The following is a 17905-nucleotide window of genomic DNA, read 5'->3' on the forward strand; positions in this document are numbered from 1 at the left end:
AGAGACTTATTCAAGTTATGCTTGCCAATAAAGCGGTAAGTTAGGGTTTTTTTGCTTCAACTTCCAACCGAACCATGTCAAGGGTTACTTCGCCGTCTGCAGTTTCAGGGTGAGTTTTTAGGTAACACTTGACAAGCTCCATAACAAATGAGTCACGCAGTCCCGCTGGAACCCTCTCCGTGTAGGGCAACCATGTGGTACGTATCCAACCCGCCAGCCCCTCTGCGCCCACGAGTTTCATTGTTTTGGGGATAAGCTCCACCCGAACAGGCACCAACCCCGCATCAACCAGCAACTCGCGATATTCTGTAGCGTCAAGAAAGGCGTAGGGAAACGTGAAGCCTTCAAAAAAGCCCAGCCATGCATCTTCCAGCAACATCTCATCAAATAATGCCAAGATATCTTTTGCATTGCCTTTGCCGCCCATCTGAAAAAGAAGGCTACCGCCTGATTTGAGACTGTGAAAAACGCTTGCGAGAACACGTTTTTGGTCCAGTATCCAATGTAGCGCCGCATTGGAGAAAACCCTGTCAAATTCATCTTGGAAGGGGAGGTTTCTTGCATCTGCATGTTGAAAGGTAATGTTTGGGAAGCTTGTTTGGGCGAGAATTATCATCTCTTGAGAGCTGTCTATGCCTACTACTTTGCCGTTGGGCAGGTGCTTGGCGATTTCTGCGGTGATTTTGCCGTCTCCACAGCCGATGTCGAGCAGGGTTTCGTTTCCGTTGAGGTGCAGTTTGGGTATGAGTTCTTGTGCCCATCTATACTGGTTACTACTGTTTTTTTGGTAATCTTGTGCGTCCCAAACATAATTTTTTGGCTGTGCCATATACTGGTCACTTGAAGTTTAATTGGGAAACCGAGTAATACACGATTTCTCCGCGTCGGTTCATAACCGCTACAATTAACTCCTTTTTTTGGCTTTGACACTGCGTCATCACATCCGCAATTAACTCAATCGGCAAGGGTTTGCCTTCCTGCAACCCCAAAACCAGATGCGACGCCGAATCCTTTCCATAAGTGCCCCGCTCGTAAACCCGAAAACTTGTACCTAAACCAAAGCCTTCACGAACAACATATCCGCGTCCACGCAAATCCCGATAAACCAAGTAGTTAACCCAAGCATTCTCATTTGTTTGTCCATAAACCTGCAGGATATCTTGAAAATTTAAAATGCTGCCTTGCGGGTTTTTCACTTCTAGCATACCCTTATCGAGCAGGTACAGTGCCTCATAAAATGCAAGCGTGAATTCTTCACCTTCGAGGGTTCCATATCCACGATTTGATAGTGCGTCGATGCTGTTTTGTTCGGTTATTTTTATGCCTTTTTTGGTTAGGGCACCGCTGGTTTTGAATTCGACTGGTGCAGGTTTTTTGGTTTCGCTCATTGGGTAACTCCCCTTATTTTTTGTTTGTTCTATGCTCTTTAAGGTTCCTCTGTAAATTCAAAATTATCTTTTCTTACAACTTATATAGTAATATTTCATAAGCCTTATAATTAATAATACATTCAAAAATCAAGGAAGGCAACTGTTTGAAAGATAAGAACTCCGAAGCTTTTGTAAATTACTTAACCTGTCTAAGTGTTTTAGAGAAAGAAACATACCTGCTATACAAAGACGTTGCCGAAAAAGTTGAGTTGCCACTGATAAAGGCATTGCTTGGTGCAATTGCGCTGGACAGCGACAAACATGCAGAAATCCTTAAAGGCATAAGCTTAAGCATCAGAGGATCAGAAAACAAACAAGTTAACTGTTTTGAGATAGTGGGAACCCCTTGGCAGGAACTGCAGAGTTTACGCAAAGAATTCTCCGTCATAAAAACTCTAAAAGGCAGCAACCTCTATGAAGCGGTGGAAAAATTACACGGCTACGAGCATGCTTTAGGCGAGGAATACTACATGCTTATTCAGATAGAAGCCATTGAACAAATAACAACCGAAATTAACAAGATTTACAGCATTGATATTTGCTCGGCAAAGAATCTTTTCTTAAGAATCATAAAAGATGAAGAAAGACATCTCGAAACCCTTAAAACCATCAAGCAGATGCTAACCAAAAAAATTATTGCTTAAAGTTTTCAAAGTCTTTTTGTGTATAAATGCCCTCTTCAGTTATGATACCCGCAACATACTTAAGCGGAGTCGCATCAAACGCGGGATTATACACCGCGACACCCTCAGGCGCAGTCTGTTGGCAACCCACATGCGTAACCTCATCAGGTTTACGCTGTTCAATTTCAACATCTTCGGCTTTGCGGGTTAAGTCAAAAGTGGATTTTGGAGCTGCAACATAGAAGGGAATGCCATGTTCATGCGCAAGAACCGCAACACCGTAAGTGCCGATTTTGTTGAAGACAGCATCTTGTACAATGCGGTCAGCGCCCACAACAACCAAATCAACCATACCTTTGCTCATAACGTGTGCGGCCATGTTGTCAGTGATTAAGGTGACGGGTATGCCGTCGCGTTTAAGTTCGTAAGCGGTGAGTCTTGCACCTTGAAGCAGGGGGCGGGTTTCGTCGGCGATGACTTTGATTTTTTTGCCTTCCGCCCATGCGGCACGGATAACGCCCAAAGCGGTGCCGTACTCGACGGTGGCAAGTTCGCCTGCGTTACAGTGGGTAAGGATTGTGTCGCCGTCTTTGATGAGGGCTGCACCGTTTTTGCCCATTGCATAGTTTTGTGTTGCGTCTTCGTCAGCGATTTTTTGGGCTTCAACAATAACGGCTTTTTTTAATTCTTCAATTGAACCTGAAAAGCTTCTTGCAACACCTAACACGCGGTCAACACCCCAAAACAGGTTCACAGCAGTTGGCCTCTGTGCCTTGATAAGTTTACCTGCTGTTTCTAAATCTGCAAGTAGTTGCTGGGTGGTTTGGGCTTTTGAGTTTTGGGCACCTAACGCGATGCCAAATGCTGCGGCTGCACCTAAAAGTGGAGCGCCTCGGACGCGTAGCACTTTGATGGCTTCTGCCATTTCCTCTACGGTTTTGAGGTGCAAGGTGACTTCTTGGAGGGGCAGTTTGGTTTGGTCAGGGGTGGTTACTGTGCCGTTTTCCCATTTTATCATGCGCATTTGTGTTGCCTCAGGATTTGTTTGCTATGTAGTTGGGTCTGGGTGTTTAAAGACTTTCGATTATGGAAGGTAGACATTAGCATGATTTAATGTATAGAATTAACCAGAAATATTTGAACGCCCAAGATACTGCTTGTGAGAAATATGATAAGTGAAGGGCAAGATGACGGGGACCTAAAAGCGTTAAACGATGTGTATGATGAGTTGTCAAAGGATGCACGAACCATCGCTTCAGACCTCAATGAAAGCATTTCTGCCTATTACGTGCTGGGCTTCTATCTGCTGGCGTTTTGTTTTGGTTTAAACCTGTACTTCATAGCGACCCGAAGCCTAGTATTAACTGATTATGCATTTGTTGTTGTGTGGATTATTTTTGTTAATTTGATACCCATAACCAGCGGCTGCTTAGTTCTCTATCGATATTTTAAGCTAAATAAAAGATACAAAATGCTGTTTCAGCTGGAAAAAAACATCAGGATTAAAGAGTATAAAGAGTCCAAGAAAAATCGAACTGTGATTTAGAGATGCCCAAAAAAGCAGCGCCGCCGCCTTCTCGTGCAGCACAGCGACTAAAAGAGTACCTTGATATCATCAAAACAGCAGAAGACCAAAAAGGCAAAGCGCTCTGGTATGATATTTACCGAAGGGCAGGTAACCAGTACCAAACAGAGCAGGTGATAGCGTTTCTTGCTGAGAATGGCTTAATCTCTGGAAATAAAGAAGTGGGTTACGTTATGACAAAGAAAGGTCACATGTGACATGACATACTCATAAAGCACCAAGACTTCATCGGCGTATTAACTCGGGAACTGAGCGGCGAACGGAAAAAACGCTGGTAAAAACAAAAATGAAAAGAGGATCATTTGCTTCTTTAGGAATTGTCAAAGGGTGATTTGAGGGCAGTAACAACTTCGACAGGGGATTGTTCGCCATATTTTAGTCGTTTTTTCCATTCTTCACCCACGGAAATCAGCGAGAAGATACCGGAGAGTTCTGCCTTGGATTTTTTAACCAGCAGAACAAGGGCTTCTTGAGTGTCGCCGTTTTTAATCATGTCATCGACGACAAGCACGCTGTCACGTTTTTTGATGGCATCTTTTGGAATAAACAAGGTAACGGTTACGCCTGAATCCTTGCCTAAAATGTATGTTTCTTCAAGGAACGATTTAACACCGACTTCCTTGTTACGTTTTGCAACTACAAGGTTTACGCCTAACGCGTTTGCAACCATTGTTGCCAGGGGTATGCCGTCAGTTGCGGCGGTGAGGATTTTTGTTACTCGTTTACCTGCGAAGTTGGCGAGTGCATGGTTTGCGGCTTGCTGCAATATGTTGTAGTCGCCGACGATTTCGGTGTTGTCAAAGTAGCCGAGGTCGTCGAATTTTATGCGGCTTCGCAGTTCAGCTTCTAAGCCGACAAGTTTAGTGAGCACTTTCCAGAGGGTTTTGGCTCTGCTGGTGTTGGGTAACACGTGACCTTTAGCGTAGCGGCTCAGTACTGTGACCGGCAAGCCTGTTTTGGTTGCTAGTTCACGGTAGGTTATGTTTCGTTTGTATTTTGCTGTTCGAAGAAGTTCAATAGTCATTAATCTGAGTTTTAGGTCTTCTGCGTGAGTGCTCAATTAACCTTATCACCAATTTTACACTTATAAATCAAATATTAAAGCGTTTACACGGTAATATGCATTCTTTATTTATAAATTTTCGTTTAAAAAGCCACAGGCAAAATACACAACATAAAAGAGCAATTTTCACACATTTAACATTCCTGTTTGCCCATGTTAACCTTTTTTAAATGGCAAAACAAACAATACCCCTACAGAGAGGACAAGGGAAACGCAAAAACTAAACAAACTATTCATAATTGCACTCTTCGGCTCCATAATCTTCACAATAAACGTGTTCCTCCCCCCACCCATAAGCTACCTCCTAATCGTAGTCGAAGCCGTACTCTTAGCACTTAGCGGACTTTTCATCAACAAAGGCGGCGCCAGCTACGTAGGCGCAGTAGGCGGCTTACTCACCGCAATTTTAAGCCCAGCACTAGGATTATTCACGTTTTTGTTCACGTTTTTATTTGGCTTGTTTGTAGATGTGTCCCTGTTTGCTTTCCAAATTCGTGGCTCTCAAGAGGGCGTGAATCGTAATCGGTTAATTTTGGCAATGGCGATAAGCACAATGTTGATTGCCGTGGTAAGTTACTCCTCTTTTGCACTTGTTCCTCAGATTATTCCGTGGATTAAAAATGTTGGTTACATCGGACTGTTTATTGAAGCAAGCCCAATGTTAACAGGAATGGTTTTGTTTATGGGTCCAGTTACAGGGGCAGTTGCGGGTTACGCAGCGGCTTATCTTTGGAATAAGTATCTGCGAAACATCAGCATATAATCAAACTTTCTTGATAACAAATTGAAAAACCAGCAACAGTAAATACAAGCAAAACAATCTAAGAGACGACAACGCATGAGCATGCTAAAAAAAGCAGCAAAAAACATTCTAAAAAAACCCGCAACAATCAAATACCCCTACGAAAAAGCCAAAGTCGCCGAGGGTTTCAGAGGTGAACCCAGCTTAGATTATGATACATGCAGTGGCTGTGGAATTTGCAGTAGAGAGTGCCCCGCGCAAGCCATCATTATGGGTGAAATCGAAGGCAAAAAGCGCCCCACAATTCTGCTGGACCGCTGTATTTTTTGTTATCACTGTGCGGAGATTTGCCCAAAAAAAGCCATCAAACGAACAGAGGTTTTTGAGTTGGCAGCCCTTGACAAATCCAGCCTAAAACTAAAACCCCAGCATCAAAATAAAGGAACATGATTAGTAAGGTTGGCTTCTGTTGATTTTTTATTTGAGTACTGTTTGGAGTCCTAATTGTTCAGTGGCAGGTGCAAAACATCTGTTTTAAAATGCTGTTAATTATCAAACTTGTTAGAACGGAATCTTGATTGCGGGTTTTTCATTTAAACGATTGTCAACTTAGACAGCAATTTTTAAAAGGCTTAGCCTGCACATTCTATCTTTATTACAGGAAGAGAGAATGTGGCTTCACCCTTAGGCGTAAAAATTGTGCTCACCGCGTCAGCTACAGAAATGAGCGACTTTTTCAATAATCCATTCATTGCCTTTTCAGGAGGATTCGGCAAAGGACCCATCCCCCTAGGCTTTGTACGAAAAACCCTTTACCCACCAGTAGAACGCAGAACAAACGGCAGAGCCGTATATGCACCCTACGGGCTACGAAAAGTTGAAGCAATGCTTCTAGAAGCAGGCTTTACCGAAAACGAGGTTGCTGTGGTTCACCCCGAAGACCTTGAAGCTTTTGTAGGACCAGAAACCAAAGTCCTCGGCATATCCTCCATGGACCCAACCGGCATGGGGTACGTAAGCAAAACCTACTCAAACATTATCGGCGGTGGCGAACCCATGAACGCCATCGAATTCTACAAACTCGTTATGCATCCAGCCATCAAAAAGTACAAACCCACAATTATCGTAGGCGGATTTGGCGCATGGCAACTTGAACGCAAAGGAGTATCTGAAATCTACGGCGTAAACACGGTTATTTTAGGCGGCAAACCCCAACCCATAGTTGAAGCATTCAAAAAAGCTGTCAACGGCGAAAAACTGTCCCATATAGTCAAAGCTGACGAATCCTTAGCTACTTGGAATTATAACGAAACCATGCCCAAAGTTAAGCATGCAGGTATTCATGGTGAAGTAGAAATCAGCAAAGGCTGCGGCAGAAACTGCCAATTCTGCACTCCAACAATGCAAAGCAAAATTGATGTACCCTTGGAGAAAATCATGGATGAAGTCGCTCTAACCGTTAATGAGGGAAGCGACCATGTTACATTAATCACTGAAGACCTGTTTTTGTATGGCACTCACGACAAAACGTTTGTACCAAACAGGGAAGCCGTGGTTGAGCTTGCAAGAAGCGTCGCCAATTATCCTGGCGTGAACAGCATTCAAGTTTCTCACATGTCACTGGCACCTGTTGTCAAGGACCCCGTGATGGTTAAAGAAATTGCTGAAGCGTGGATAGATAAAAGCTGGTTTAGCCTAAATAAAAAGAATATTATTACTGCGGAAACAGGTATCGAAACGGGTAGTCCACGCCTCATGGAGAAGTACATGGCGGGTAAAATGTTGCCGTATAAGCCTTCACAGTGGCAGGAAGTGGTCACAGAGGCGTGTGGTATTCTAAACGATAACGATTGGTACCCCTTGGCAACTCTAATTATTGGTTTGCCTGATGAAAAAGAAGAAGATATGCTCCAGACACTTGAACTCATGGATAAACTCAAAGGTTACAACGCCTTCTACGTGCCCCTCTTCTTTGTTCCACTAGAAAACTGTGTTCTAATGAATAAGAAAGGTGCAGGCATGGACTCCCTTAGTAAAGCCCGCTGGGACTTCTTTATCAAATGCTGGGAATACAACATTAAAATCTGGAAACCAACCTTCTTAGAAAACCGCATCAAAAACCCCGCTATCTACAAAGCCGTTGACCAAGCATTGATTCCAGCGTTTGGAAAAGTTATGGGATTATACTATGGCAGGACCCGTGGCGAACAACTAAAACAGGCATTCTGGACGCTTAGCGCACCAACTGGCGTGCTGATGCAAAAAGAGAAAGAAAATAAAATTTAAACGGACGTAGCAGCGGATTCTTCTTCGCTGACTCCCACATTTTCCCCAATAAACTCTTCCAGCGGTGTCTCTGGCAAAAGCTCAGGCTCAATATCGCGAATACCCTCCTGTTGGGATTCAGCTACGGGCATTTTAAGGATTTTTCGGGCGTGCGTAATGTAACCAGTGTGCCCAGTCATCATGGTGTTGGGGCGGGTTTTGCCACGTTCAACCTGCATAGTACGCATCAAGCATTCCACAGTTTCTATAAACACAAAATTGTTCTCACGCATAGCCTCCGTGGTTTTCACAACTTGGTCAATGGTTGGACTAAAACTCACAAGCGTACCAGACGGCTTGAGCGCTTCATAAGCGTGAGGAACAACCAGCCATGGAACCGCCAAATCCAAAACCACCGCGTCCACATCCCGCTCCTCAATACCTGTAGCCACAATGTCGCCTTGCTTGAACTCTACACGGTCAGCAAGTTTGGAGCGCTGAAGGTTTTTAATCGCGTTTTTCTGAAACTCTGGACGCAACTCATACGTAGTAACTTGCCCAGTTTCCCCAACATAATGAGCCAACGCCGTAGTTAGAGAACCAGTTCCTGTGCCTGACTCTACAACGCGGCTACCTGGTCCAATCCCGCTAAACATGACGATAAGTGCAGCGTCTTTGGGGTAGATGATTTGGGTGTTGCGGCTGGATTTCATGATGTAATCTGTGAGTTGAGGATCCAGCGTGGTGAATGTGATGCCTAGGCTGCTTTTTAGTGGTTCCCCGTAGGGTTTGCCGATGAGCTCAGACAGTTTTATGTAGCCTTTGTGGGTGTGGAAGGTTTCGCCGGATTTCACTTTTATCATGTAGGTTCTTCGGGCGTCAAGGTAAACTAGCACGTTGTCGCCTTCGGAGATGGTCCTGGTCAAATCTTGTTCCTCTTGAAGGTGAAAATAGCGATAGTGCCATTTAAGCTTTGAAAACAAACAGCCCGTTTTACCCCCTATTATACCCGCTCAGCAGTCTATTGGAGCCTAATAGCCAACCCTTGCAGAAACGATAGGGAGAGGTCAAGGCTCTATTTGGAGCCTATTAGAAATACAATGCAGAAACTATAGAGGGGAGGTCGGTATGGCTGATTTTCCAACCAAAAACTGGATTCTTAAAATAAGTGATAGACTACCAAAGCAACAAACAAAAAAAGCTGCTATGGTTCTATGGAGTATTTTATGGAAAGAGCCTTTAGCAGTTTGACCCTTAATTGCTCGCCCTTTAAGCCTGCAAACCTGATTTTTTCAAGCTCCTCAGCCAACTCAGCATCTTTTACCACGTCTCGTAGCCAATTTTCAAAATCTTGGCGGTTCAAATGAAACTCGAGGGATTCAGCGTTGACTTGCTGGATATTATTGTGGAATTCGATTATGGTTTGGGCGCTAAATCCTGTGGGTTGACTAAGGCTGTTGTAGAAAACAAAAATGTTTTCGTCTGGAACTGGAAGATGTGCTTTTAGAGCATTTTTTCCTTTTTCGGTTACGCCGTATCCATGACCAACTCTAGCCATAAAACCTTCATCGGCTAATGCTTGCACTTCAGCAATGGTTTGGTTTGGCGTCAAGTTCACGGTTTCTGATAGCACATGCAAATCCATTTTGCTTGTTGCTTGGGTCATGGTTTTTAAAATTTTGAATTGTTCCTCTTTCACGGCACTCACCTTAGAATTTCCAAGAAGTATTATTGCTTTCCCGTTTAAGTGTTTTACTAGCATCAAACTGTAAAAGCAACCTTAAAAACATGCTAAAACCACAATAAACTTGGCGAAACCTATGGACAAAGCAGTTATCATTCTAACAACTACCCAAAACAAGACAGAAGCAGAAAAAATCGCAAACACGCTTCTTGAGCAACGCCTGATTGCCTGTGCAAACATCACCGCGGTTAGTAGTCGTTACTGGTGGAATCAAAAAATTGAGTGTTCAGAGGAGTGTTTGGTGATTATGAAGTCACGTCAGGAACTTTTTGAGAGAGTAGTTGAGCAGGTTAAGTTGTTGCATAGTTATGAGGTGCCTGAGGTGTTGGCGTTGCCTGTTTTGGCGGGTTCTGCGGATTATTTGGCGTGGATATTTGATACACTAAGCAGTAATGTACGCTTTTGTACAGATAAGCCTTAAATAGTGTACTGTCGTATGTTTGCAAACTAGAGGAAAACACAATGAGGGATCACCTTTGGCGCAAACAAAAAAATACCAACCCAACCAGTTCCAGCTAACACTCCAAAAATCATAAAAATTAACCTTAAAAAACCGCCAACTGAAATTTTCACCCAAATCCAAAAACACACCCACACAGCATACCTTCTCGAATCCATCCAAGGACCACAAAAAATCGCCCAATACTCATTTATCGGCTTTAACCCTCACCTAACCATCACAGCAAAAAACGGGCAAGCCACCACCACAAACCACAAAACCAAAAAAACCACTCAACAAAAAACCCAAAACCCCCTAAAAATCTTGCAAAAACACCTCAAAACCCACCAAACCCCAAGCAGGGACTTCCGTTTTATTGGTGGAGCGGTTGGCTACATTTCTTATGATATGATTAGGTATTTTGAGAATTTACCTAAAAATTCTAAGGCTGCTGATTTTGGTTTTCCTGATTTAGAGATGGGAATTTTTGATGATGGATTAGTGTTTGACCACATCCAAAACCAAACCTTCTACTATTACTATGACGAAAACAGGCTCAGCGAAGTTGAAACACTCCTCAAAAAAACCTCCAACATTGAACCCCTCACATTTACCGAACCCAAAGTTAACCAGTCAAAAGAGCATTTTGAGCAAGCCGTAGAAAAAGCCAAAGAATACATCTCACGCGGCGACATTTTCCAAGTGGTTCTCTCCAAGCAGTTCCAGTTCCAACTAAAAGGTGACCTAACCGCGTTTTACCAAGCCCTCCGAGGCATCAACCCTTCACCCTACATGTACCACCTCAAATTCGGCGAGCGCCAAATCGTAGGTTCCAGCCCCGAAATGCTCATCCGCGTAGACAACCGCAACGTGGAAACCTTCCCAATCGCAGGCACCCGACCCATCGACCAAACACCCAAAGAAACAGAGCGATTAGCTGAGGAGTTACTTGCTGACCCCAAAGAATGTGCTGAGCATGTGATGCTGGTGGATTTAGCGCGAAACGATTTAGGTAGAATCAGCAAGTTTGGAAGCATAACTGTGCCTGAGTTCATGAAGGTTCACCAGTACAGCCATGTGCAGCATATTGTTTCTCAAGTAGTTGGCGAGTTACAGGATAATTTAGAAAGCTTTGACGCCCTGCAAGCGGTGTTTCCTGCAGGAACCGTGTCTGGAGCACCCAAAGTCCGAGCCATGCAAATCATCGACGAACTTGAACCATGTAGCCGTGGACCATACGCTGGTGCAGTTGGCTACTTCTCCTACAACGGCAACGCAGACTTTGCCATTTCAATCCGAACACTCTTTGCTAAGGGTGAACACGCGTATGTTCAAGCTGGAGCAGGGATTGTGGCGGATTCAGTGCCGCAGATGGAATGGTTAGAAACCGAGCATAAAGCACAGGCACTGCTAAAAGCCTTGCCACTTGCGGCTGAAAAAAGAAAACTCAAAGTCCTAATAATCGACAACTATGACTCCTTTGTCTACAACTTGGTGCAATATATTGGCGAGTTAGGCGCAGAAACCATAGTGTACCGAAACGACCAAATCAACATTGAACAGTTAACCAAACTGCAACCCGACCGCATCGTAATTTCTCCTGGACCAGGAAACCCCGAAGACACCCGCTACTTTGGCGTTTGCACCCAAATCTTACAGGGCATGAGCAAAAAAATTCCCACATTAGGCGTCTGTCTTGGACATCAGGGCATAATTCACGCTTATGGTGGCAAAATCATCTCCGCAAAAAAGCTCATGCACGGTAAAACCTGCCAAATTAAGCATGACCAAAAAGGCATATTCACCAATGTAACCAACCCATTTACTGCGACAAGGTATCATTCACTTGCGGGTGAACGATGCACCATTCCAGACTGTATCCAAATCACTGCAGAAGCAGTTGATGATGGCGAAATCATGGGCGTGCGGCATCGAGAGTACCCGATTTATGGTGTGCAGTTTCATCCTGAATCCATCCTTTGTCCAGGCGGGAAACAGATAATCAAAAACTTCTTAGAAGGTAAACTGCCATGATTCGGGAAGGCATTCAAAAACTCGTCAACGGCTCAGACCTAAGTCCTATTGAAGCCCACCAGATAATGAATGAGGTTATGACAGGTAAAGCCACAAACGCACAAACCGCTGCTTTCATTACTGCACTACGAATCAAAGGCGAATCAGTAGAGGAAATCACCACTTTTGCATCTGTTATGAAAGAAAACTGCATAAAAATTCATCCCAAAGTGCAGGGACGCTTAGTTGACACATGCGGAACTGGCGGCGACAAAATCAGAACCTTCAACGTCAGCACCATAACAGCATTTGTGATTGCAGGCGCGGGAATCCCAGTGGCTAAACATGGCAACAGGGCAGTATCCAGCAATAGTGGAAGCGCAGATGTGCTGGAAAAGCTTGGATTAAACCTCAACATGACCCCGCAGGTAGTGGAACATGCTATTGAAACTGTAGGTGTAGGTTTTATGTTTGCTCCAATTTTTCATCCAGCCATGAAGTACGCTGCTGAACCCCGACGGGAAATCGGCATCCGAACAATCTTTAACATGCTGGGACCATTAACTAATCCTGCAAGCGCCAACGCGCAACTAATGGGTGTTTATGACCCAAAAATGGTTTCCCAAATCGCAACCGCACTTGGCAAGTTGGGAATGCAAGAAGCTATGGTTGTGCATGGACTTAGCGGGTTGGAGGAGATTTCAACTGTTGGAGCAACCAGCATTGCGCACCTAAAAGATGGACAGGTCGTGGAAAAAATTGTTTCAGCCAGCACCTTTGGAGTAAAAAAAGCCAAAGTAACTGACCTACAACTATCAAATCCAGAGGACAACACCAAAATAATCCACCAAATCCTAACGGGCACCCTCAAAGATGCAAAGGCAGACTTTGTTTTAGTCAACAGTGCCGCTGGAATAGTTATTGGCGGATTAGCAGAGACATTCACAGAAGGCATTGAACTCGCTCGAGAATCCATCCAGAGTGGAGCGGCATACGCCAAACTGGAAGGGCTGGTTAAGGCGTCGGGTGGCGATTTGGGCAAACTTGAGGAGCTGAAGTCTGATGAGTGATTTCATGGACACTTTGGCGTTGGATGCCAAAAAAACAGTTACAAGCGGGTACTACCAAACCGCTCTGACGGCACAACAAAAACCCCTCAGCCTAAAACAAGCAATCCAGCAATGTAGCGGCAACGCTGTTATCACCGAAATTAAATCAGCATCCCCCTCACTTGGAACTATCAGAACAGAAATTAATCCCAAAGAAGTTGCGAAAACAATGCAACAAGCTGGTGCGGTGGGCATTTCAGTTTTAACTGAACCCAAACACTTCAATGGCTCCCTAAACACGCTCCTCCAAGCCAGAGAAGCCGCAAATTTGCCAATACTCATGAAAGACATAATCATTAGTCCCGTTCAGCTGGAAACAGCAGTAAAAATAGGCGCGAATGCGGCTCTTTTGATTATGGGAGTCTTTGAAAGGGGTTATGGAGAAAAAACGCTGGAGAATATGATAGCGTTGGCTCATGAGTTGGGTTTGGAGGTTTTGCTGGAAGCTCACAACCAAGAAGAGTTCAATCGCGCAGTAAAAACCGAGGCAGACTTAGTGGGTATAAACAATCGAGACCTTTCCACCTTAAAAATTGACTTAACCACTACTCAGCAAATCCTAAAAAAAGGCAAATATTACAAAACAGTTGTAAGCGAGAGCGGCATAAAAACCCCTGCTGACTTGCAGTTCATCCGTAGCTGCGGCGCGGATGCGTTCCTGATTGGCTCCAGCATCATGTTAACAGAAGATATTGAATCGAAAATTAGGGAGTTTGTAGAAGCATGAACCTAAGTAATTACCCCATAGATGGGAAATATGGCAAATATGGTGGACGTTTTGTTCCAGAAATCCTAATGGAAGCTATCAACCAGCTTGAAGAAGCCTACGAAACAGCAAAAAAAGACCCCACCTTCCAAAAAGAACTCGACTACTACCTTGCAGAGTTTGTCGGACGACCCACACCCATATACTACGCTAAAAACCTAACCGAAAAACTTGGAGGCGCCAAAATCTACCTCAAACGCGAAGACCTCGCACACGGTGGCGCACACAAAATCAACAACACCCTTGGACAGTCACTGCTGGCTAAACGCATGGGCAAAACCCGAGTGATAGCCGAAACAGGTGCGGGACAACACGGAGTCGCCACAGCAATAGCCTGTGCTGCATTAGGATTAAAAGCAGAAGTGTTTATGGGCACTGAAGACTGCGAACGCCAACGCCTAAACGTTTTCCGCATGAAACTCCTCAACGCACAGGTTCACCCTGTTGATTCAGGCACTAAAACCCTCAAAGATAGCATCAATGAGGCTTTCCGTGATTGGGTAACCAACCTGCAGTCCACCTATTACCTTATTGGCTCAACCATGGGACCCCATCCATACCCCATGATGGTACGCGATTTCCAAAGCGTTATTGGTAAAGAAATTAAGCAGCAGTTCAAACAGAAAACAGGAGGCTTACCTGATGCCTTAGTGGCTTGCGTTGGGGGTGGAAGCAACGCTTTGGGCACTTTTTATCCCTTTGAAGACGACCCAGAAGTGGCGCTATATGGGGTTGAAGCAGCAGGCGAAGGCGTAGAATCAGGCAAACACTCAGCCACTTTAGCCGCAGGCAGCGAAGGCATACTTCACGGCATGTACACATACGTACTCCAAGACGAGTATGGACAAATCAGCCCCACACATAGCATTTCAGCAGGCTTAGATTACCCTGGCGTTGGACCAGAGCATTCATTTCTAAAAATTTCCAAACGCGCCAACTACACCTACGCAACCGATAAGGAAACCGTGAATGCGTTTTTGACGCTTTGCAAGCTGGAGGGTATTTTGCCAGCGTTGGAATCCTCACATGCCGTCGCGTATGCGATGAAGCTTGCTCCACAGATGAAGCCTGACCAATCTATCGTGGTAAATCTCTCGGGCAGAGGCGATAAGGACGTGGAAACAATAGCAAAATACACAGGTGAACAAATATGAACGCCATAAAAGCAGTCTTCCAAAAAGCCAAAACCCAAAACAGCGGCGTTTTAATCGGCTACATAATGGCAGGCGACCCCACCCCAGAAGCGACCCCTAAAATCGCTGACGCCTTAATTGCGGGTGGAGTAGACATTTTAGAACTTGGACTACCTTTTTCTGACCCGATAGCAGATGGACCCACCATTCAGGCGGCAAGCGTGCGGGCACTAAATGCCGGAACAATACCGCCCAAGGTGCTGGAAATCGCCAAACAAATCAAAACCAAGCATGACGTGCCAGTTGTAATTATGACGTACTATAACCCCGTCTTCAAAATGGGGCTGGAAACTTTCTTTGCAAAAGCCAAAGAATACAGTGTTAACGGCGTGATTGTGCCTGATTTACCTGTTGAAGAAGCCTATGAATACAAACAAACCGCTGACAAATACGGTATTGATACGATTTTTCTTGCCACTCCAGCCACAAATGAGCACCGCTTAGCCAAAATTGTTGATGCCTCAAGCGGCTTTCTCTATTTAGTCTCGCGATATGGGGTAACAGGAGAAAAAACAAGCCTCGCAGACTCCACCGTGCAACTAATCCAGCGCGTTTCCACCGTGACCACGGGCAAGGTTGCCTTGGCAGTGGGCTTTGGCATCTCCAAACCCGAACATGTAAAGCAAGTGATCAAGGCGGGTGCTGATGCAGCGATTGTGGGCAGTACGTTTGTGAATATCATCCAAAAGTACAATGCAGACCCAGAAAATGCCCTAAAAGAACTTGAAAAAACCGCATACGGCTTAAAAGAGGCAACCAAAAAAGAGACTTAACGTAAGGTTCTCAGTTGAGCTATAAGGCTCCTGTTTCATTTCATCATTGCCCACGATTTCTTTTCTTGCTTTTTTCCAATCCGCCGAGCAACGCCCATAACTTGACTACTGCCCAATATATTTGTGGATAACATCATCAATTTTCTGCTTATTTTGGTCGTTAGCTTCCACACTAGCTTCTTTTAAAACGGTTCCAAACCATTTCCAACAAGTCACAATAAACACCACAAAAACTATGCAACGCTGTACCTATTTGCCTTTCGCTTCCCCAAAAAATGTCAAAACAAGCCCCAGTGATTTTCCGTAGTTCTGCGAAAGTTTTAAACTTACCCTTGTACCTTCTATGTGCGGCGATGAGTCTTAGGCGGTGGGTTAGGGGTCCATTGTAGCCGTAAATCCTCTACATGACGGGCTGACACCTGCGGGTGAGGCGCAAAAGGCCGCTTGGGCTTTCATTTCCGAACCATTGACTATCCGTCCTTTGGGGCTGGCGGTCAACAAGCAACTTCCGTAGGGCAGTTGTTTTGTTGTTTAGCAGGCGAACTCGGCTAGGCTCGGGAGAGAGCAACCTAAACTTGGACGTTACGCGCTCAAGGGGGCACGGGTACGAGCGTAGGACTTGAGTGGTTCAGGCGGAGTCTAGGCGACAAACCGCAGCGACTCATCGCTACTGCTTTTTTCGTAAATAGCGGTCAATGGAATATTGGAAAAATATATAAACAAACTTCAATGCTCTAGCTATTGGCGTTTTAAATGAAAAAACTGCAAACATTGATAATGTTTCTTTTAATTTCAAGCATAATAGTTTCATTTTTACCTTTAAGCATCATTTCCGCCCAAACATCAACCCCAGAAACAAGATACAAAGTTTCAGGCTACATTTTAGACTCAAACGGCAACGGCATCTCAGGAGCAAACATCATCTTTAACGTTCCCGATATTGTCCCGAGCGTCTACTCGGATAGCTCAGGTTACTATGAGATGTTTGCGCCTACAAACATATACCATGTCAGCGTTTGGCCGCCATTCAATTCAAACTACATGAATTATGATCAACGATCCTTCACGGTTACGTCAGACGTTCAAAAAAACATCACTCTTAACACGGGCTGCAAAGTTTACGGGTACGTCACCGACACTCAAGGAGCCCCAATAGTTGGAGCAGTTGTTGTGCTAGACAACTACTTGTCAGGTTGGTTTACAAAAAGTGACGGTTACTATTTCCTTGCCGTTCCCGCAGGAACATATACCATTGATGTACATCCAGGATCAGGCTCCAATTCGGCTACCCGAAGCAGTTTCCCAGCACACTATGAATACAACTTTGCTGTTTCCGCAGACACCTACAAAAACATCACTGTAAATGCAGCAACCACTACACCTACCCCAACAAACCAGCCAGCCCCAACGTCAACGCCAACACCTCAACCAAATCTACCAGCCACACAATTAACAATCGAAGTAGATGCATCAGCTTATCAGGTGGGTTCACCAATCAAAGTAAAAGGTGCATTAACTGACCAAAACGGAAACCCGCTAAATGACAAAACAGTAGTCCTATCATACGCTGTTGGAGGCAGCGACTCATGGTACGATATAGGTTCAGCCCAAACAGATTCAACAGGACAATACAGTATTCAATGGATAATCGAAGCTTCAGGCACATTCACCCTAAAAACACAATATATGGGAGACACAAACTATAGTGCCTCAAGCGATAGCATGACTCTGAGTTTTCTGCCCTATCAAGAACAGAAAGTTTTCTTTGTAGAATCCAACAGCACTGTTACAGGACTCAACTTCAACAGCAGCACCTCAGAATTAGGCTTTACTGTCAGCGGTGAGACAGGAACAAACGGCTACACCAGAGTCACCATAGCAGATACTTTAGTGCCTAACTTCACTGGTTTTACTGTAACGTTGGATGGACAACAAATAGATTGTACCGTAACTCATTCAGGCGACTGCTGGATAGTAACATTCAACTACAGCCACAGTACACACCAAGTAACCATAAACCTAAACGCAGAAACAACCCCAAAACAAACACCAATCGACACCAACCTTCTAATTGCAGCATCAATCACAACAATAATAATTGCATTACTTGGAATCATAGCCCTTAGAAACAGACGTAAAAACCACTAACCTTTTTCCTAT

Annotated in this window: 19 protein-coding genes and 1 other RNA gene; 14 read left to right on the forward strand and 6 right to left on the reverse strand. The window is 44.5% G+C overall.

From position 1 onward, the window contains the following. Nucleotides 1-40 precede the first annotated feature (40 nt). A complete protein-coding gene (locus tag NWF01_09725; GenBank protein ID MCW4025296.1) occupies nucleotides 41-829 on the reverse strand; it encodes a methyltransferase domain-containing protein in 789 nt (262 codons plus the stop codon). A gap of 7 nt (nucleotides 830-836) precedes the next feature. Further along, complete coding sequence (gene endA / locus NWF01_09730) at nucleotides 837-1388, reverse strand: tRNA-intron lyase (protein MCW4025297.1); 552 nt, start codon at nucleotides 1386-1388, stop codon at nucleotides 837-839. 146 nt (nucleotides 1389-1534) lie between these two features. Here endA and NWF01_09735 point away from each other — a divergent pair, with 146 nt between their 5' ends. Continuing rightward, nucleotides 1535-2074: a hypothetical protein gene (locus NWF01_09735; protein MCW4025298.1), complete on the forward strand. Its 540-nt coding sequence runs from the start codon at nucleotides 1535-1537 to the stop codon at nucleotides 2072-2074. Here the strand turns inward: NWF01_09735 and mtnA are convergent. Continuing rightward, the gene (mtnA, locus tag NWF01_09740) at nucleotides 2064-3077 is read right to left on the reverse strand and encodes an S-methyl-5-thioribose-1-phosphate isomerase (GenBank protein ID MCW4025299.1); all 1014 of its coding nucleotides are present in this window, start codon (nucleotides 3075-3077) and stop codon (nucleotides 2064-2066) included. The two genes, NWF01_09735 and mtnA, sit on opposite strands and share 11 nt — an antisense overlap. Before the next feature lie 144 nt (nucleotides 3078-3221). Here mtnA and NWF01_09745 point away from each other — a divergent pair, with 144 nt between their 5' ends. Further along, nucleotides 3222-3599 (forward strand): hypothetical protein, encoded by a 378-nt coding sequence (locus tag NWF01_09745; protein ID MCW4025300.1) that lies wholly within the window; start codon nucleotides 3222-3224, stop codon nucleotides 3597-3599. Nucleotides 3600-3601: 2 nt separating this feature from the next. Then, on the forward strand, nucleotides 3602-3835 hold the full coding sequence (locus NWF01_09750; GenBank protein ID MCW4025301.1) for a hypothetical protein: 234 nt from the start codon (nucleotides 3602-3604) through the stop codon (nucleotides 3833-3835). A 113-nt stretch (nucleotides 3836-3948) separates the two neighbouring features. Here NWF01_09750 and NWF01_09755 read toward each other — a convergent pair whose 3' ends face one another. Further along, a complete protein-coding gene (locus NWF01_09755; protein MCW4025302.1) occupies nucleotides 3949-4698 on the reverse strand; it encodes a phosphoribosyltransferase family protein in 750 nt (249 codons plus the stop codon). Nucleotides 4699-4975: 277 nt separating this feature from the next. Here NWF01_09755 and NWF01_09760 point away from each other — a divergent pair, with 277 nt between their 5' ends. The 3 genes from NWF01_09760 (at nucleotide 4976) to NWF01_09770 (ending at nucleotide 7729) form a co-directional block, all read left to right on the forward strand. Next, nucleotides 4976-5464: a hypothetical protein gene (locus NWF01_09760; protein ID MCW4025303.1), complete on the forward strand. Its 489-nt coding sequence runs from the start codon at nucleotides 4976-4978 to the stop codon at nucleotides 5462-5464. Between the two features lie 75 nt (nucleotides 5465-5539). After that, the gene (locus NWF01_09765; protein ID MCW4025304.1) at nucleotides 5540-5893 is read left to right on the forward strand and encodes a 4Fe-4S binding protein; all 354 of its coding nucleotides are present in this window, start codon (nucleotides 5540-5542) and stop codon (nucleotides 5891-5893) included. A 222-nt stretch (nucleotides 5894-6115) separates the two neighbouring features. Continuing rightward, on the forward strand, nucleotides 6116-7729 hold the full coding sequence (locus tag NWF01_09770) for a B12-binding domain-containing radical SAM protein (GenBank protein ID MCW4025305.1): 1614 nt from the start codon (nucleotides 6116-6118) through the stop codon (nucleotides 7727-7729). Here the strand turns inward: NWF01_09770 and NWF01_09775 are convergent. Beyond that, nucleotides 7726-8634, reverse strand: a complete 909-nt coding sequence (locus tag NWF01_09775) for a tRNA (adenine-N1)-methyltransferase (GenBank protein ID MCW4025306.1) — start codon at nucleotides 8632-8634, stop codon at nucleotides 7726-7728. The two genes, NWF01_09770 and NWF01_09775, sit on opposite strands and share 4 nt — an antisense overlap. Before the next feature lie 278 nt (nucleotides 8635-8912). Beyond that, on the reverse strand, nucleotides 8913-9407 hold the full coding sequence (locus NWF01_09780) for a DUF5752 family protein (GenBank protein ID MCW4025307.1): 495 nt from the start codon (nucleotides 9405-9407) through the stop codon (nucleotides 8913-8915). Between the two features lie 121 nt (nucleotides 9408-9528). Here NWF01_09780 and NWF01_09785 point away from each other — a divergent pair, with 121 nt between their 5' ends. From NWF01_09785 to NWF01_09820, 8 genes are all read left to right on the forward strand, one after another. After that, a complete protein-coding gene (locus tag NWF01_09785; protein MCW4025308.1) occupies nucleotides 9529-9873 on the forward strand; it encodes a divalent-cation tolerance protein CutA in 345 nt (114 codons plus the stop codon). 144 nt (nucleotides 9874-10017) lie between these two features. Further along, the gene (gene trpE / locus NWF01_09790) at nucleotides 10018-11925 is read left to right on the forward strand and encodes an anthranilate synthase component I (GenBank protein MCW4025309.1); all 1908 of its coding nucleotides are present in this window, start codon (nucleotides 10018-10020) and stop codon (nucleotides 11923-11925) included. Continuing rightward, complete coding sequence (gene trpD / locus NWF01_09795) at nucleotides 11922-12974, forward strand: anthranilate phosphoribosyltransferase (protein MCW4025310.1); 1053 nt, start codon at nucleotides 11922-11924, stop codon at nucleotides 12972-12974. The genes trpE and trpD overlap by 4 nt, the downstream gene beginning before the upstream one ends. Beyond that, a complete protein-coding gene (locus NWF01_09800) occupies nucleotides 12967-13740 on the forward strand; it encodes an indole-3-glycerol-phosphate synthase (GenBank protein MCW4025311.1) in 774 nt (257 codons plus the stop codon). Before trpD ends, NWF01_09800 begins: the two co-directional genes overlap by 8 nt. 17 nt (nucleotides 13741-13757) lie before the next feature. After that, complete coding sequence (gene trpB / locus NWF01_09805) at nucleotides 13758-14933, forward strand: tryptophan synthase subunit beta (protein MCW4025312.1); 1176 nt, start codon at nucleotides 13758-13760, stop codon at nucleotides 14931-14933. Beyond that, nucleotides 14930-15745, forward strand: a complete 816-nt coding sequence (trpA, locus tag NWF01_09810) for a tryptophan synthase subunit alpha (protein MCW4025313.1) — start codon at nucleotides 14930-14932, stop codon at nucleotides 15743-15745. Before trpB ends, trpA begins: the two co-directional genes overlap by 4 nt. Nucleotides 15746-16096: 351 nt before the next feature. Further along, an RNA gene (gene ffs / locus NWF01_09815) (signal recognition particle sRNA) lies at nucleotides 16097-16412 on the forward strand. Between the two features lie 86 nt (nucleotides 16413-16498). Beyond that, a complete protein-coding gene (locus tag NWF01_09820; protein MCW4025314.1) occupies nucleotides 16499-17893 on the forward strand; it encodes a carboxypeptidase-like regulatory domain-containing protein in 1395 nt (464 codons plus the stop codon). Nucleotides 17894-17905 lie beyond the last annotated feature (12 nt).

It is taken from the genome of Candidatus Bathyarchaeota archaeon (assembly GCA_026014585.1).
GTDB lineage: Archaea > Thermoproteota > Bathyarchaeia > Bathyarchaeales > Bathycorpusculaceae > Bathycorpusculum.

Bases quoted from the DNA above. Each gene is read 5' to 3' on its own strand.
- NWF01_09745 (MCW4025300.1), top strand. From the start codon at position 3,222: ATGATAAGTGAAGGGCAAGATGACGGGGACCTAAAAGCGTTAAACGAT.
- NWF01_09785 (MCW4025308.1), top strand. From the start codon at position 9,529: ATGGACAAAGCAGTTATCATTCTAACAACTACCCAAAACAAGACAGAA.
- endA (MCW4025297.1), bottom strand. From the start codon at position 1,388: ATGAGCGAAACCAAAAAACCTGCACCAGTCGAATTCAAAACCAGCGGT.
- NWF01_09765 (MCW4025304.1), top strand. From the start codon at position 5,540: ATGAGCATGCTAAAAAAAGCAGCAAAAAACATTCTAAAAAAACCCGCA.
- NWF01_09750 (MCW4025301.1), top strand. From the start codon at position 3,602: ATGCCCAAAAAAGCAGCGCCGCCGCCTTCTCGTGCAGCACAGCGACTA.
- NWF01_09800 (MCW4025311.1), top strand. From the start codon at position 12,967: ATGAGTGATTTCATGGACACTTTGGCGTTGGATGCCAAAAAAACAGTT.
- NWF01_09725 (MCW4025296.1), bottom strand. From the start codon at position 829: ATGGCACAGCCAAAAAATTATGTTTGGGACGCACAAGATTACCAAAAA.
- trpA (MCW4025313.1), top strand. From the start codon at position 14,930: ATGAACGCCATAAAAGCAGTCTTCCAAAAAGCCAAAACCCAAAACAGC.
- NWF01_09820 (MCW4025314.1), top strand. From the start codon at position 16,499: ATGAAAAAACTGCAAACATTGATAATGTTTCTTTTAATTTCAAGCATA.
- trpD (MCW4025310.1), top strand. From the start codon at position 11,922: ATGATTCGGGAAGGCATTCAAAAACTCGTCAACGGCTCAGACCTAAGT.
- mtnA (MCW4025299.1), bottom strand. From the start codon at position 3,077: ATGCGCATGATAAAATGGGAAAACGGCACAGTAACCACCCCTGACCAA.